Origin of the sequence: Fibrisoma limi BUZ 3, from assembly GCF_000296815.2 — a bacterium.
Lineage (GTDB): Bacteria > Bacteroidota > Bacteroidia > Cytophagales > Spirosomataceae > Fibrisoma > Fibrisoma limi.
This window is the reverse complement of record NZ_CAIT01000006.1, coordinates 247,755-265,158: the sequence shown is the minus strand read 5'-3', so window position 1 is coordinate 265,158 and position 17,404 is coordinate 247,755. Positions and strand designations below refer to the sequence as shown.

Annotated in this window: 12 protein-coding genes; all 12 read left to right on the top strand. The window is 58.5% G+C overall.

Annotated features, from left to right (window positions below):
* Positions 1-71: 71 nt before the first annotated feature.
* Positions 72-1,574 (top strand): RagB/SusD family nutrient uptake outer membrane protein, encoded by a 1,503-nt coding sequence (locus tag BN8_RS09065; RefSeq protein ID WP_009281542.1) that lies wholly within the window; start codon positions 72-74, stop codon positions 1,572-1,574.
* Between the two features lie 331 nt (positions 1,575-1,905).
* Positions 1,906-3,582, top strand: a complete 1,677-nt coding sequence (locus tag BN8_RS31605) for a ChbG/HpnK family deacetylase (protein ID WP_009281540.1) — start codon at positions 1,906-1,908, stop codon at positions 3,580-3,582.
* A gap of 5 nt (positions 3,583-3,587) precedes the next feature.
* Positions 3,588-5,078 (top strand): sulfatase family protein, encoded by a 1,491-nt coding sequence (locus tag BN8_RS09055; protein WP_009281539.1) that lies wholly within the window; start codon positions 3,588-3,590, stop codon positions 5,076-5,078.
* Positions 5,079-5,103: 25 nt separating this feature from the next.
* Positions 5,104-6,714 carry a sulfatase family protein gene (locus BN8_RS09050; RefSeq protein WP_009281538.1) on the top strand — a complete coding sequence of 537 codons (1,611 nt, stop codon included), beginning with the start codon at positions 5,104-5,106 and terminating at the stop codon, positions 6,712-6,714.
* Positions 6,695-8,140, top strand: a complete 1,446-nt coding sequence (locus tag BN8_RS09045) for an arylsulfatase (RefSeq protein WP_009281537.1) — start codon at positions 6,695-6,697, stop codon at positions 8,138-8,140. Before BN8_RS09050 ends, BN8_RS09045 begins: the two co-directional genes overlap by 20 nt.
* A 25-nt stretch (positions 8,141-8,165) precedes the next feature.
* On the top strand, positions 8,166-9,884 hold the full coding sequence (locus BN8_RS09040) for a GMC oxidoreductase (protein WP_009281536.1): 1,719 nt from the start codon (positions 8,166-8,168) through the stop codon (positions 9,882-9,884).
* Between the two features lie 33 nt (positions 9,885-9,917).
* Complete coding sequence (locus BN8_RS09035) at positions 9,918-12,434, top strand: family 78 glycoside hydrolase catalytic domain (protein WP_009281535.1); 2,517 nt, start codon at positions 9,918-9,920, stop codon at positions 12,432-12,434.
* A 109-nt stretch (positions 12,435-12,543) separates the two neighbouring features.
* Positions 12,544-13,002: an EVE domain-containing protein gene (locus tag BN8_RS09030; protein ID WP_009281534.1), complete on the top strand. Its 459-nt coding sequence runs from the start codon at positions 12,544-12,546 to the stop codon at positions 13,000-13,002.
* A gap of 4 nt (positions 13,003-13,006) precedes the next feature.
* Positions 13,007-13,255, top strand: a complete 249-nt coding sequence (locus tag BN8_RS09025) for a sulfatase-like hydrolase/transferase (protein WP_040005666.1) — start codon at positions 13,007-13,009, stop codon at positions 13,253-13,255.
* Between the two features lie 150 nt (positions 13,256-13,405).
* Entirely contained in the window at positions 13,406-14,830 is a 1,425-nt protein-coding gene (locus tag BN8_RS09020; RefSeq protein ID WP_144051630.1) for an arylsulfatase, read from the top strand.
* Between the two features lie 10 nt (positions 14,831-14,840).
* Positions 14,841-16,499, top strand: a complete 1,659-nt coding sequence (locus BN8_RS09015; RefSeq protein WP_009281532.1) for a sulfatase family protein — start codon at positions 14,841-14,843, stop codon at positions 16,497-16,499.
* Positions 16,500-16,646: 147 nt separating this feature from the next.
* Positions 16,647-17,402, top strand: a complete 756-nt coding sequence (locus tag BN8_RS09010; protein ID WP_009281531.1) for a hypothetical protein — start codon at positions 16,647-16,649, stop codon at positions 17,400-17,402.
* Positions 17,403-17,404 lie beyond the last annotated feature (2 nt).

Sequence of the window (17,404 nt, the reverse complement as noted above, 5' to 3'; positions counted from 1 at the left end):
CGCCCTTTTAGGCAACGCACCCCGGCCGCTCTTTCACTCATTCGCTCATTCACTCTTTCACTCTTTAATCAATGAAACCCATACTATATTCTGCCGCGCTGGTGCTGACTCTAGCCATAGGCGCGTGCAATCCGGATAATCTGGAGGTGGCGCCGGGCAATCCGACTGAAGCCAGCTTTTTCACCTCCGAACTGGACTTTGAAGGCCTGATTCGGGGGGTATATGCTAAACAGGTAGAACTATACGGCTACCGGAATGGGGCTTACGTCCATGCCGTTCGCCACCTGCCCGGCGACGACATTACCACTACTGGCCCCAACCCATTTGAAACGTTTGCCTCCCTGCAACCCAACGTGGGTCAGTTGGGCAACTACTACGTTAGTTTGTACCGGATTATTTATCGGGCCAATACGGCATTGGATAAAATCAATACGGTTGCCGAGGGCGTGTACCGCACGGCCGGACTGCGTGACCGGCACCGGGGTGAAGTCTTGTTTCTGCGCGGTCTGTCGTACTTCTGGCTGGCGAACACCTTCGCTACGTCACCCCTGCGCACCGACCGGCTCAACTCGCTCGAGCAGGTAACGGCTCCATCTGTTACGGAAGGGCAACTGCTGGATCAGGCCATAACTGATTTCACGGAAGCGGCCAGTCTATTGCCCGAAGCGTGGGATGCCCGTAACGCCGGCCGTGCAACGAGCAATGCAGCCAACGGCATGCTGGGCAAGAGTTTGGTGTTCCGGGGAACGATTAACAAAACCACAGCCGATTTTACCGCGGCCGTAGCGGCTTTTGCCAAAATCAGAAACCGCTCCCTGTTGACCAATTTCGCCGACAATTTTGCGGCCGACCGCGAGAATAATGCGGAATCGCTGTATGAGTTTCAGGCAAGCCAGCCACCGGGCACGGACAACGTATTCCTCCCCGACGACTTTGAACCGGGCGGTGTTGGGTCAACCTCAGGCTGGTGGGGCCTTTTCGAACCCAACAACTCACTCTTATTCGGAACGGCCCGGTTTGTTGCTACCCGTAAATTACTGGCGGCTTTCGACCCGGCCGATCCCCGTCGCGACATCACCCTGAACCCGGCCACCCGCGATATCCGCAAATACTGGACCCGCGACCTGAAGACGTCAAACCCCGGTGCATCGGCTAATAACGCCCGCATTCTGCGCTATGCCGACGTGCTGCTGCTTCAGGCCGAAGCGATCATTCAGTCGGGCGGTTCGGTTGCCGATGCCATTGCCCTGGTCAATCAGGTGCGGACCCGGGCGCGGAACATGGTGCCGAACGGTACGGTACCGGCCAACCTGCCCACCACACTCACAGCGGCACAGGCGCTGGAAGCCATCGGCAATGAGCGTTTTCTGGAACTGGCCGGTGAAGAATCGCACCGCTGGTTTGACCTGCGCCGGTGGCACAAGGGCGGGCAAATTAACCTGTCGTCAGGCTTCGATTTCAGTTCAGATCAGCCCAACCTGTTTGGCTTTGATGTCAACAGGCACCTGCTGTTTCCGATTCCGCTGGCTGAAACCGACAATAACCCGCAGGTAAAGCAGAACCCCGGGTATTAACGCATCGCCTATCCGAAAGGCTACGCAGAGAACAATACGTATCATCAAGGCACTGTGAACTGCCCAAGCAATGTCATGAATCATAGGTTAGTGGTTTTGATCAGCCGGGTGGTTCTACCGTCCGGCAGACTTTTCAACTACGTTTCATTAAATGAAGCATATGACTCTTCACAACCAGTGCTTGTCAAACAACCGGCTCGGTGGCCGGTGCCAGCAGACGCCCGTCCGCTTTTATACGGGCTCGATCATTAAAGCCGGGCGTTCGGATACTTTTAGACATAACAACGATGGAGCGGCTGCGAATCGGCCGCTCTTTACTTAACTGAAGAGTATGCAACGTTCCCTTTTCCGACGCCTTACAGCCGCATTCCTGCTCACAAACCTGCTCATCCGGGTAACGCCTGCGATGGCGCAGTGGCCGATTGGCATACAGGGGTCGAGCATGAAAGAGATGAAAGACCCCCGGCTCATGATGGCGCAGCTTCGGCAGTGGGGCGTCACCGAACTGGAAGGCGGCTATCCAAGAAATATGCCCGTTAAGGAGTACCGAAAACTGATGAAGGAAAACGGGCTTCGGATGGTAGGCATCGGTGGCGACTTCAAGCTGTTGCAGGACAGCGTGGCCCTCCTTGCCGACCGGGCGAAGCAGTTGGGCGCTGAATACGTGGTGTGCTACTGGATTCCCCACGGCCAAACGTTCACCCTGGCCGATGCCGATAAGGCTATTGCGGTATTCACGCAGGCCGGGCAGTATCTGCGCAAAAAAGGGCTGACGCTCTGCTACCACAACCACGGCTACGAGTTTGTCAAGCATGGCGAGGGAACGCTGTTTGATTACATGGCCGGGAAAATGCCCGCCGATGCCGTACAGTTTGAACTGGACCTGATCTGGGCTAAAAACACGCGCCAGACGGCGTTGCCGCAGGACCCTATCGCCCTGCTTACGAAGTATGCCGGACGTTTTCCGCTCGTACACCTGAAAGACCGGCGTCCCGGTACCCCGTCCACACTCGAGAACCCCGCGTTGCGACCATACCAGGTACCGCTCGGGCAAGGCGACCTGGGCGTAAGTGCCTTTTTGCAGGAGGCCCGTCGCAGTGGCGTCAAACACCTGTTCATTGAAGATGAATCGCTGAAACCGATGGAACAGATTCCGCAGAGCATCGCCTTTCTGCGGGACTGGGAAGCCCACCGGGACGAAATCCGCCTGCTGGTACGTGCCGACGACCTGGGCATGGCCCACAGCGCCAACCGGGCTATTCTCGACGTATTGCAAACGGGCATCGCTCGTTCGGTGGAGGTGATGGCTCCGACGCCCTGGGTGTCGGAAGGCTTGCAGGAGCTGGTGCGCCGACCCGATGCGGACGTAGGGGTTCACCTGACCCTGACCAGCGAGTGGCAGCCCCTCCGCTGGCGACCGCTCACGACGGCCCCGAGTCTCTGTGATTCGACCGGCCATTTTTACCCGACTACCTGGAAGGGTACGCCTAAAGCGCCGTCGCTGCTGGACCATAACCCTGATATGGCCGACATAGAGCGTGAACTGCGGGCACAGATTGAGCGGGTCCGGCAGGCGTTGCCCCGGCAGCTATCGCATTTGTCGGTTCACATGGCCTTCGATCTGTCGCACCCCGGCCTGCGAGAGGTGGTAGAGAAGCTCTCGGTGGAGTACGGCCTGCCGCTAATTGCCCCTTCTATGGCTGCGGCTTTCCCCCGGTTTGAGGGACAGAACGCCACCGACCACGCCGAACGTGAGCGGGCGTTTGTAGCGGCTCTGGAAAACCTGAAGCCTGGTACATACATGCTGGTGACCCACCCTGCCTACAATTCGGACGAGCTGAAACCACTGGGCGAAGGAGAACAGGTAGCCCGCACCCGCGATGCCGATGCGGCTATGCTGAAGAGCCAGGCCGTGCAGGGGGTCATTCGAAAACGGAATATTCAACTGGTTACGTACCGGTCTCTGCTCGGCGCTCAGTCCATCCCTCAGGTTTCTCAACAACGCTAGTCAGTATGTCCACAACCCGATTGCTACGGTCGACGCTTTTGAAACTCCTGACGGGTACCGCTGCCCTGCTGCTCATTGTGCTGCTGTCAGCGCATGGCCCATTCCAGCCCGCCGGGTCGGTCGAACGCGGCCCGGCCCGGCCGAATGTCGTGCTGATATTTATGGACGATCTCGGTTACGGTGATCTGTCGTGCTACGGGGCACTGGGCTATCGTACACCGAACCTCGACCAACTGGCCGCCGAAGGAACGCGGTTTACCAATTTTCTGGTTGCTCAGCCGGTCTGTAGTGCGTCGCGAACGGCCCTGCTGACCGGCTGCTACCCAAACCGACTCGGCATCAGTGGTGCTCTGAATCCAACTGCCGTGGTGGGCCTGAATCCGGAGGAAGAAACCATCGCTGAGTTGCTGAAAGAGCAGGGCTACCGGACCGCTATTTTTGGAAAATGGCACCTGGGACACCGGCAACCTTTCTTACCGCTGCAACAGGGATTCGACGAGTACCTGGGCATTCCGTACAGCAATGATATGTGGCCGCAGCACCCGAACCAGGCCAACCTGAAGTTTCCGCCCCTGCCCCTGATCGAAGGCAATCAACCCGTCAAAACCCTGACGTCGCTCACCGATCAGGACAGCCTCACCACGACACTGACCGAACGGGCCGTATCGTTTATCCGGCGCAACCGGCGGAATCCGTTTTTCCTGTACCTGCCGTTTCCGATGCCGCACGTACCGCTGGCCGTATCCGATAAACACCGCAACCGCAGTGGTGCCGGGCTCTACGCCGATGTGATCACGGAGGTCGACTGGGCCGTAGGTCAGGTAATGGCTACGCTGAAGCAGAACGGACTGGAAAAGAACACGCTCGTTATCTTCACCAGCGACAACGGCCCGTGGCTATCCTATGGGAATCATGCGGGCTCTTCGGGTGGCCTGCGTGAGGGAAAACAAACTACGTTTGAAGGCGGCAACCGGGTGCCCTGCCTTATCCGCTGGCCCGGCGAAGTACCGGCCGGTCGGGTCAGCAATCAACTGCTTAGCTCCCTCGACGTACTGCCGACCGTAGCCCGGCTGTGCGGAGCCCGGTTGCCGCGCCGACCTATCGACGGACTCGACGTACAGGCCGCCTGGCGGGGTACGGCGGCTGAATCACCCCGGCAGACATTTTTGTATTATTTCCGCGAAAACAACCTTGAAGCCGTCCGGAAAGGCGACTGGAAGCTGGTACTGACCCACCCCGGGGTGTCGTATGAGGCCGGTAAACCCGGACAAGATGGAAAACCCGGCCAAACACCCGGCAACCACGCCTTCGAGGGGGCATTGTATGATCTGCGGCATGACCCCGGCGAACGCTACGACCGACAGGCAATGCACCCCGATATCGTCAGCGAACTTCAGCAACTGGCCGAACAGGCCCGGGCCGACCTTGGCGACAACCTCCAGCAGCGCCCCGGTTCGAACCGGCGCACCCCCGGAACAGTCGCCAAGGCCGATTAATCGTTTACCGTAAACTCAACTACCCATGCAGCGACGTACTTTTCTGGAACAAACGCTCACAGCCCTGACTGCCACCGGCCTCGGCGTATCACTTCTGAACGGCAAACGGGCTGCTGGTCTGTATAAGCACATCGTGCTGCTCATCGGCGATGATCATTCCATGCGCGTCATCGGCAGTTACGGCAACAAGCGTATTAAAACGCCCAACCTCGACCGGCTGGCCCGGGAAGGGATGCGGTTCACGAACGCCTTCTGTCAGTCTCCGGTATGCAGCGCGTCGCGGCAGTCGTTTCTGACGGGCAACTACCCACATCAGACGGGCGTAAACCTGCTGTTCACGCAACTGTCCGACGAAAAAAACCTAACTGTGGCCGAGCATCTGAACGCCCGGAACTACCGCACGGCGGCCATCGGCAAGATGCACACCAACAACAACGTGCCGGCCGGCGTTCCGGCTTATGGGTTCGAGGTTCGCAAGGATTCGGCAGAGTACACGAAATGGCTGAAGGAAAAGGGTGGCCCCAAGCCGGTTCCCGCCGACGTAGCGGTACGCGACATGAGCAAAACCAAAGGGTTTTCGGTAGAGCAGTGGGTGAACCCCGGGGTTCGATCAGAACCGCTGTACGATGCCGACGCGCTCGATACGTACCTGACCAACGAAGCCATCGCCTTCATTCAGGCGCAGCAGACCAACCCATTTCTGCTTTTTGTGGGTTTTCACGCCCCCCACGCACCAATGAATTTTCCGGTGGAGTTTGCGGGTCGTTACCGGCCGGAGCAGATGACACTGGGCAAAGCGGGCCCTGAAGACCTGCCCTGGACCCCGGCCATCTTCCGCGACCTGACCGACACCCAGAAACGGGAGATTGTGGCCGGCTACTATACCTGCGTCGAATACCTGGACAAAAACGTCGGGCAGATTCTCCGGGCGATTGACGACAACGGCCTGCGCGATGATACGCTCGTGGTGTACATCGCGGATCACGGTTACCTGCTCAACGATCATAACCGATTTGAGAAACACACCATGTGGGAACCGGCGGTACGGTCTCCGCTGCTGGTGCGCGCCCCCGGCCTGACCAAAGCCGGTTCGGTGAGCAGTGAACTGGTCGAGCTGGTCGATCTGGTGCCTACGTTCGTAGAAGCGGCCGGTGCTCCAGCCTTGCCGACGCGGGGCAAAAGCCTGATACCTTTATTCAAAAACCCAACTAAGAATCACCGCGACCAGGTGTTTTCGGAGTACCTGGTCGACAACATGGCCATGCTCCGCACCGACGACCGCGACGGTGGCCCCTGGAAGTACGTTTTTTCGACCAATCAGTACGACCTTGGCCTGGGGTACGAGATCGGCGACGCGCGGCCAACCGGCTACGTTCACCGGCTCTACAACCTCCGGCGCGACCCCGACGAACTGCACAACCTCGCCAGCGATCCGGCCCAGCAGAAGCGGCTGCAAACCATGCAGGCCCAGTTGATCGCCGTGTTCCGCGAGAGCCACCCCGATGCAGCCCGGCTCCCGGCCAACCTGACGACAGAGCAAACGCTGGCCTGGTTCTGTGAGCCCCGTGATCAGGTATCCGACCTGGAGAAACGCATCTTCCCGCATCCCAACCGCTATGAGAAAAAGACGCTATGATGCCCACTGGGCCTTCCTGCCGGTCACACTGCTGGCTTGCTGGGCGGGCATTCCTGCACCGACCTTAACAGAGTCTCCCAACACCACCCCACCGAACATTGTCTACATCTATATGGACGATCTGGGCGTTGAGGAAACTGCGCCTTACGGTCACCCTATTTTCAAGACTCCGAATCTCAGCCGGATGACCGCGGAGGGGCTGAAATTCACCCAGCACTACGCCGGTACGTCGGTTTGTGCGCCGTCGCGCTGCGCCCTGATGACGGGGATGCACACCGGCCACTGTGAGGTGCGGGGGAATATCCAGATGAATCCACACGGACAGATGCCGATTTCGCCCGAAACGGTTACGGTTGCCGAACGGCTCAAGGAAGCCGGCTACGAAACGGCGCTATTCGGTAAGTGGGGCCTGGGTATCGAGGGCACCACCGGCGAACCAACCAGACAGGGATTTGACACGTACTATGGCTACCTCGATCAGGTGCTGGCTCACAACAACTTCCCGGCATACCTGATCCGCAACGGCCGGCGGGAAGACCTGGGTAACAAAGTGGTCTGGGAACCTAAGACGGCGCTGTTCAAGGGGCTAGGGAGCTTCACGCCGGAACCGAAGGTGTACAGCAACGACCTGTTCACTAAAGAAGGGCTTCAGTTCATTGCCCGACCGCACAAAAAGCCCTTCTACCTATACCTGTCCTATACGCTGCCGCACAACAACGGCGAAGCGCCCAAAGACCAGCGGTTTCAGGCCCCGACGCTGGCTCCGTACGACAACGAACCGCCCGGTGGCCCGGCCTGGACGCCCCTCGAAAAGAATTATGCCGCCACCATCGCCCGTATGGACGACTACGTTGGGCAAATCATGGATGCGCTCAAAAAACAGGGGCTGGCTACCAACACGCTTGTGCTGTTCAGCAGCGACAACGGCTCGACCGAAGACATACCGGAACGATTTGCCAAAAGCAACCGGCTGCGGGGCATGAAGCGCAGTCCGTACGAAGGCGGTATCCGCGCTCCACTGATTGCGTGGTGGCCGGGAAAAGTAAAACCGGGGGTGAGTTATTTGCCGTCTGCCCAGTGGGACTTTCTGGCAACTGCCTGCGATCTGGCCGGGGTGAAGCTGGCGAAACCGACGGATGGCCTTTCCATGGTACCGACACTGCTGAGCCAGGGGCAGCAGGCCCAACACGACCATCTATATTGGGAATTCCACGAACAGGGTGGCTGGCAGGCCATTCGGCAGGGCAATCTGAAACTGATTCACAAGGTAAAAACCGACCAGTACGAACTCTATGACCTCAGCCGTGACCCGGCCGAGCAAACGAATCGTATTGAGCAGGAGCCGGAAACAGCCATCCGGCTGAAAAACCTGATGGCTTCCGCCCGAACGCCCTCGGCTCATTTTAACTTTGGTCGGAACCAGTAACGTTCCACCAGCAATTTCCTGAACCATGACATTCCAACTGAAGACACCACCCGATTCCCATACGTTTGACGCCATCGTCGTCGGGTCCGGCATCAGTGGCGGATGGGCCGCCAAAGAATTAACTGAGAAGGGCCTGCGCGTCCTGATGCTCGAACGGGGTCGCCCACTGGAGCACATTACCGGCTACGAAACGGCGCTGAAAGCCCCCTGGGACTTTCCGTACCGCGGCCGAACACCGCTCCCCGTCGACAAGACACCACCCCAATACCGGGTGCATACCCACAATGAGCAGAACGCAAATTTCTGGTTCAACGACCACGACGCCCCCTACCGCGAGATTCAGCCGTTCGACTGGCGACGGCCCGACATTCTCGGGGGCAAATCGGTCATGTGGGGGCGACAAAGCTACCGCTGGGGCGACATTGACTTTGGCGCCAACGCCCGCGACGGCTTCGGCAACGACTGGCCGATCCGGTACAAGGACATCGCGCCCTGGTACAGCTACGTGGAGAAATTTGCCGGAATTTCGGGCAGCAAAGCCGGGTTGCCTCAGTTGCCCGACAGCGACTTCCTGCCCGCCATGCCGATGAACTGCGTGGAAGAGCACATCAGCCAGCAGCTAAAGCAGAAGATGAACCGGACGATGCTGATCGGTCGTACGGCAAACCTCTCGCAGCCCAACGCCGTGCAGACGGCCATCGGTCGGGCACCGTGTCAGTACCGGAATATGTGCAGCCGGGGATGCCCCTACGGTGCCTATTTCAGCAGCCAGTCGGCTACGTTGCCCGCAGCCCGGAAAACCAATCGGCTGACCGTCCGGACCCAGTCCATCGTGTCGGAGGTGCTGTTCGACAAGGATCGCGGACGGGCCACGGGCGTGCGGGTGGTAGATGCCGTTACGAAGCAGACCACGGAGTATTATGCCCGTATCATCTTCCTGAATGCCTCGACGGTGAGCACCAACGTCATCCTGCTCAACTCGGTATCCGACCGGTTCCCGACTGGGTTCGGTAACGACAGCGGAACGCTGGGCCGGTACGTCATGGACCACCACTTCCAGATCGGAGCCAGTGGCCGGGCCGAAGGACTGGGCTTTGAGGATAAATACTACTACGGCCGTCGTGCCAACGGCATCTACATTCCGCGCTACCGAAACATCGGCACCGACAAACGAGAGTACGTCCGAGGCTTCGGCTACCAGGGTGGTGCGTCGCGGTCGGGCTGGCAGCGACTTGTCGCCGAAACGGCCGGATTCGGGGCAGAACTGAAAGAAGAAGCCGCCAAACCCGGCCCCTGGACAATGGGACTGGTGGCCTTCGGCGAATGTCTGCCGTACGAGGACAACCGGATCACGCTCGATCGCAGCCGCCCCGACAAATGGGGATTACCGACCGTGGTGTTCGACGTAAAATTCCGGGAGAACGAAAAGCTGATGCGAAAAGATATGGCCAATGATGCCGCCGAGATGCTCGAAGCGGCCGGACTGAAGCACGTCAGTACGTACGACAACAACTCTGCTCCCGGTCTCGCCATCCACGAAATGGGTGGGGTACGCATGGGCCGCGACCCGAAAACGTCGATGCTGAATGGGAACAACCAGCTCTGGGCCGCGAAGAACGTGTTCGTCACCGATGGCGCCAGTTTCGCATCCACGGCCTGCCAGAATCCGTCGCTTACGTTCATGGCCCTGAGCGCCCGGGCGGCCGATTTTGCTGTCGGTGAACTGAAGCGCAAGAATCTGTAAATCCTGACCAACACCCTACCCGAAACCCCCTCTATGAAACCCTTTTTACGGATTTGTATCACACTGCTCTCAATAGCTGTGCTACCCCCGCTATGCCTGGCGCAGGTGCAGGAACTGAATGTGCCGATCCACGACAGCCCGGGCCAGGCCACGACAGGCCGGGCCACGACAGGCCGCGAAGGGTCAACGCCCCGCTATGCGCCTACAGCCATGAAAGCGCAGTGGATTACCCACCCCGACCTATCGGGTGGGGAGTCGGCGGTAGTGCTGTTTCGCCGGGTGTTCGAGCTGCCCCGGAAACCGGAGCGGTTCGTGGTCAACGTATCGGCCGATAACCATTACAAGCTATTCGTGAACGGCAGGCAGGTGTGTCTGGGGCCGCAGCTTTCTGACATCCGGCACTGGCGCTACGAGACCATCGATCTGGCACCGTTGCTGCAGCCGGGACGAAATGTACTGGCCGCTGAGGTGGTCAATTTTGGTCCCGACCGTTTCTTTGGTATGCAATCGTACCGGACGGCGTTCATTCTGAATACGCCCGAAACCGGCACCGTCAACGTCAGCACCATCGCCCAGACCGGCTGGCGGGTGTTGCACAACCGGGGCGTTGCACACAAGGCTGTCCGGTGGCGGGCCCGGCCCGAAGACCGCGACATCATCGGCGGCTTTTACGCGGCTAACCCCACCGACAGCCTGAACACGGCGGCCTACCCCTGGGGCTGGGAGCAGCTTACGTTCGACGATTCGGCCTGGAAACCGGCCGTCTTCTGCGAAGGGGTTTCTTCCTTGGGGGGCGGATTTGCCTGGTTGCTCGAACCCCGGAATGTTCCCTTGCAGACCCAGCGCCAGGAACGACTCGGCCGCGTCGCCAATGTTTCGGGGCTGACCACCGACGGAGCCTTTCTACAGGGCAACAAACCGCTGGTAATCCCGGCCAATACCCAAACAACCCTGTTGATCGATCACGGAAAGCTCACCATCGGGTATCCGCATCTTCACTTTTCCGGTGGCGCGGGCAGTCGGGTACGGATTGGCTACGCCGAGAATCTGTTCATGCCCAACTCCGCCAAGAAAGGCAACCGCAATCAGGTTGACGGGCGGCAGTTCATAGGTATGCGGGACGTGGTCGTACCCGACGGCAGCGCCAACCGGATGTTCCGCCCAACGTGGCTGCGCACGTTCCGGTTTATTCAACTGGAAGTTGCCACCGGCGATCAGCCGCTCACGATCAACGATCTGTATAACGACTACACAGCATCGCCCATCCCGGTTAAAGCCCGATTCGCGACCAACCAGCCGGAATACGCGCAGATCTTCGACATCTGCCGCCGGACGGTGGAATTGTGTACGCAGGATTATTTTCTGAGCGACGCCTACTACGAAACCATGCAGTACCTCGGCGACAGCAAGGTCCACGACCTGACCTGGCTGGCCATGACCGGCAACGACCTGCACGTACGCAACGCCCTCGAACAGTTCCATTACTCCCGGCTGTGGGATGGTAACCTGACCAGTTGCTACCCGCTACGGTCTACCTTCGTGCACCCGACCTACTCGGTCATCTGGATTGACATGCTGTATGATTACCTGATGTATTCGGGTGATAAAGACTTCATTCGTCAGTTTGTGCCCGGCATCAACCAGACGCTGGCCATGTTCGAGGCCCTGATGCAGCCGAATGGACTGGCGGGCAAAACCCGATGGGCATATTTCGTGGACTGGTACAGCGATCCGGGGGCAAAGGGTGGCCTGGCACCGGGGCAGGATGGCTCCAACTCCGCCGTGGTGACGCTGCACTACGTGTACGCGCTTCAGAATGCCGCCCGCATCTTTGACCTCCTGGGCGATGCACGACAGGCCGGGCCACGACAGGCTGAAACGTACCGCCAGCGCGCCGATCAGATCAAAAAACAGGTGTACGACCGCTGTTTCGATGCCGGTCGGGGGCTGATGGCCGAACGCCCTACCCGGGATTACTTCGATCAGCATACCAACATCATGGCCGTACTGACCGACGCCCTCCCTGCTGCCCAGCAACTGCCCGTACTTCAGAAGATTCTGGCGGACACCAGTCTTGGTCAGGCAACGTACTACTACCGCATTTACCTGTTTGAAGCCCTGCACAAGGCCGTAGGATCGTCGCCCGAGGCCGGTGATTTGATCGACAAAGCCCTGCAACCCTGGAAAGCGGTCCTGGCCGATGGTTTGTCGACTACGCCCGAGCGGTTCGAGTCGCCAAACAAGCCGACGCGCTCGGAATGCCACCCCTGGAGCACAGCCCCGGGCTACGCGTTTTTCAGTACGATAGCCGGTATTCGTCCGGCCGAGCCAGGGTTCCGGTCGATTCGGATGGAACCCCGATTGGGTGCCTTATCGCTACTGGACGGTACGTACCCGTTGCCGATGGGCGAGATGGTGTTCCGGCTGGAAAAGAAAGGCCGGGGCCTGAGCGGGTCCGTTACGCTGCCCGAAGGCGTGACCGGAACACTGGTCTGGGCCGGGAAAACGATACCGCTCAAGCCCGGCAAACAGATAATTAATGCATTATAGATCAGCAAACGAAATACGCATAAAGTCGACGAGTATGGCCAATTGCTACAGCACCTGAACGAAGCGTACACCATCGTTACCGCAGATTGTCACCTATACAAAGTAGCCTATGTCTGACCTATCTACCGTCAATTCGGCAAAACCTGTCCGGTATTGGCTTATTGTAGCCGCCCGCGACCATGTGCTACGGGGTGTAGAAGGAGGCTTCTGCCAGGCCAATCATGGCAGCGCCCGCAACCTCAAGCGCATGCAGAACGGCGATGGCGTCGCGTTCTATTCACCGAAACTAACGCTAGGGGAAACAACACCGCTACGGGCATTCACTGCCATAGGATGGGTGCAGGGTGATGCGGTGTATCAGACAACCGTATCGCCCGACTTTGAGCCGTTCCGGCGGGACATTACGTTCCTGGAAAGCCACGAAGCCCCCATTGCGCCATTAATTCCAGCGCTCCATTTTATTAAAAATAAAACGAACTGGGGCATAACGTTCCGGTTTGGCTTTCTGGAAATACCGGAGGACGATTTTCTGACAATAGCCGCTCACATGGGCGTAAATCCTGGATAGCCTGATGAACGCTCGTTCGCTGCTGACGTTTGTTGCCCTACTCCCACTCGGCTGGCGCCTGAGCGAGGAGCCCCCTCGACCGCGTCCCAATATCCTGCTGATTTTGACCGACGACATGGGGTACGGTGACTACAGCCTCGCGGGGAATCCACACCTGCAAACCCCGAGTCTCGACAGGCTGGCGGAGGCAGAAGTTCGCTTCACTAACTTCTACGTCTCGCCCGTCTGCGCCCCACCCGCGTCAGTCTGCTGAGGGGCTATTTCGACGATTAGAATCAAAAAACGTACAGCTTTATCGATTGAACAGACCTTACTAATTCTACCTGCGGGGCACTTCGCCTACGCCATCGGGCTAAGATTCAAACTGACCGTAAAACCTCATTGCATTCAAATTATGAACGGGATGAACTACTTGAAAATCACGCTTATCCTTTGGCTCGTCAGTAGTGGGTTTCATACCACGTCGGGGCAAGGCCGTCCGTCGCCAGCCGGTCCCCGGAAGCCCAACATCATCTTTATTCTGGCCGACGATCTCGGCTATGGGGATCTGGGTTGCTACCGGAACACCGGATCGGGTCAGCAAACCATCCGGACACCCAATCTCGACCGTATGGCGCGGGAGGGTATGCGGTTTACCCAGCACTACGCAGGCAGCACCGTCTGTGCGCCCTCACGAAGTACCCTCATGACAGGCTTGCACACCGGCCATACCCGCATCCGGGGCAATGCCCGCGTCCCCCTGCAGCCGGACGACAAAACTGTTGCCGAATACCTGAAAGGCGCTGGATATACGACGGCGCTCATTGGCAAATGGGGTCTGGGCGAAGACGGGTCGACGGGCATTCCGCGCCAACAGGGCTTCGACTACTTTTATGGCTATCTGAATCAAACCCACGCGCACAATCATTACCCTGACTTTCTCTGGCGCAACGAAACGAAAGTCAAGCTCCCCAACGAGGTCATTTACGTAGAGAACGGCGGGGTGAAAGGCATTGGATCAGCGGCCACTAAACGGGTGGAATGGACGCAGGATTTATTTACCAACGAAGCCCTGCAGTTTATCGAACAGTCGAAGCAGCAACCGTTTTTCCTGTACCTGAGCTACGTATCGCCCCACGCTAACAACGAACATAAACTCGTTGCGGCCCACGGCATTGAGGTACCCGACTACGGCCCCTATGCTAACGAGGAGTTTCCGGACGTACAAAAAGCGTTTGCCGCCAGCATTACCTACCTGGATGCACACGTGGGTAAGGTACTGGCTAAACTACACGAGCTGAAGCTGGACGACAACACCCTGGTGATTTTCAGCAGTGACAACGGTCCGCACGCGGAGGGGGGTAATGATCCTGCCTATTTCAACAGCAACGGCGGATTGCGGGGCATAAAACGTGATTTGTACGAGGGTGGTATCCGGGTGCCCATGCTGGCACGCTGGCCGGGCAGGATTAAGGCCGGGACAATCAGCAACCATCCCTCGGCTTTCTGGGACTTCCTCCCAACGGCCTGCGAGGTGGCTGGAGTGCCGCAGCCGGCCGGACTTGATGGCCTTTCCTACCTGCCAGCACTGCTGGGCAAGGGTACCCAGCCCCAGCACCCGTACCTTTACTGGGAGTTCCACGAACAGGGTCGTAAACAGGCCGTTCGGCAGGGCTCTTACAAACTGGTTTACCTGCTGAAGGATAACCGCATGGAGTTGTATGACCTCAGCCGCGATCCGACCGAACAGCACAACATCGCCGACGGCAACCCGGCTATCGTCGCCCGGCTGAAAACGATCCTGGACCGGGCCCGCGTCCCATCCCCTGACTTTCCGTTCACCCAATAACTGACCGACCATGACGTTTCGCCATCGTTTTCTGCTCCTGCTGGTAACCGCAGCCGCCCTCGTATCCGGCTGGGCCATTGAGAAAGCACCCGAGCGCCGGGATGCCGGGAGCGCCCCGACCGTACCGCCCAATATCCTCTGGATTTCGTGTGAGGATATGTCGCCCCGGCTTGGTTGCTACGGCGATACGACCATCCCTACGCCCAACATCGATCGATTGGCACGAGAGGGCATTCGGTTTACCAACGCGTTCTGCACGGCGGGGGTCTGTGCGCCGAGCCGCAACGCCATCATTACGGGGATGTACCAGACGAGTACGGGTGGCCACAACATGCGGACGCAGTACGATACGTATCCGGCCAAAACCGGCCTGCCGAAGGAGTATTCAGTCGTGATGGCTCCGGAGGTAAAAGCGTTCCCGGAGTTTTTGCGGGCTGCCGGTTACTACGCCACCAACAACGTCAAAACGGACTACCAGTTCGAAGCCCCGCCGACGGTCTGGGATGAAGTCAGTAACAAAGCGTACTGGAAGAATCGACCTGACAACCGGCCGTTTTTTGCTGTATTCAACAACACCGTCACGCACGAGTCGCAGGTGTGGCAGCGAAAAGACCTGCCCCTCCGGGCAGATCCGGCCCGGATCAAGGTCCCCCCGTACTACCCCGACACAAAGACCGTCCGGCAGGATATGGCCCGGTTCTACAGCAACATCCGCGACATGGACGATTGGGTAGGCGACATCCTGAAACAACTGGAAACCGACGGTCTGCTCGACAAAACCATCATTTTTTTCTGGTCTGATCACGGCGACGGGCTGCCGTTTGTGAAGCGGGAAATTTATGACCGGGGCCTGCGAGTTCCGCTGATCGTGCGGTTTGCGGACGGGCGTTTCGCCGGTACAACCCGCGACGAACTGATTTCGATGATCGACCTCGCCCCGACGGTCCTGACCCTGGCCGGTTTGACGCCCCCTACGTACATGCAGGGCCGCGCGTTTCTCGATCCCCAGACTGGCCGACGACCCGCAACCGGTCAGCCCCGCCGGTACGTATTCGGGGCCCGCGACCGGCTCGATTCGGAATACGACCGCGTGCGGACCGTTCACGACGGACGCTACCAGTACGTTCGTAACTTCTTTCCTGACCGCCCGCTGTACATGGACATTGCTTTCCGAAAGCAGCAGCCGATGATGGCCGAACTGCTGCAACTCCGCGACGCAGGCAAACTCAACCCAACGCAGATGCTGTGGTTTCGACCGAACAAACCTGCGGAAGAACTCTACGACCTGACCACCGACCCCTATGAACTGACCAATCTGGCCGAAAAGCCCGCTTACGCTGGTCACCTGAAACGACTGCGGAAGGAGATGGACAAGTGGCTGACGGAAACCAACGACCTCGGCAAAATACCCGAAAAAGAACTGGTACAACAGATGTGGCAGGGTGCCGACAAACCACCCGTAACGGCCGCTCCACAGGCGACCCGGTCGGGCGATAAAGTCGCGCTGAGCTGCTCCACCCCCGGCGCGTCCATTGCCTACCGAATCGGCGACAGCAAGAGCTGGCAGGTGTATACGAAGCCAATCGATATACCCAGGCAGCAATACATGACCGCCGTGGCTATGCGCATCGGATACACCCGGAGTCCGGAAGTACCGGTTACGCCCTGAGTGGCCAAGCTGTTCGTAAACGACGAAAACGTTCAATTGATGCTGAGCTGACAGGGGTACATGAACACATTTTTCCAGGCATGTATTACCTTGCGCACCGATTGGTGACCGAACGTGGCTGCCTGACCGGGTTGCTCTTCTTTATTCATGAATGTATTGCTCGTTAAAATGACCCTGATGCCGCTGGTGATTGGTCTGATCACGCTCTCCAGCCGGAAATGGGGGCATCGCATTGGGGGCATGATTGCCAGTCTGCCGTGGGTCGCGGGACCGATTCTGCTGTTTTTTATTCTAGAACAGGGAAAAACCTTTGGTATTCGGTCCGTTCAGGGCATTCTGATGGGTATTGTGTCCTGGATTACGTTCTGTTACTGTTACGCGCAGCTATCGCGGAAGTTACACTGGCTACCTACCGTTTTGATCTCGTACGTCGTGTACGTAGCCGTCGCCTGGGTGTTTACCTTCTTCACGCTCGATCTGTTCGCTACCTACGGCATTGCGATTAGCTGTGCCATACTGGCGCTGCGGCTTTTTCCTACACCCGCTGCGCAGCCGATCCAGACCCGACGGTTGCCGTTCGACCTGCCTATTCGGATGGTAGTCGCTACGTTGTTTGTGGTAGCAGTTACCTGGCTGGCCAATGTCCTTGGCCCCGCCTGGAGCGGCATCCTGACGCCGTTTCCCATCATTACGTCCATACTGGCCATTTTTACCCATTATCTGCAAGGAAGCAACGCTACGATACTGATTCTGCGCGGCCTGCTCATTGGTGTGTTGGGGTTCACTACGTTCTTTTTCCTGCAAGCCTTTCTGTTGCCTCACTTTTCGGTGGGCGCGTCATTCTGTCTGGCACTCGTGGTGAATTTGCTGATTAATGTCGTTACACTCCGCCTGGTTAACTAACC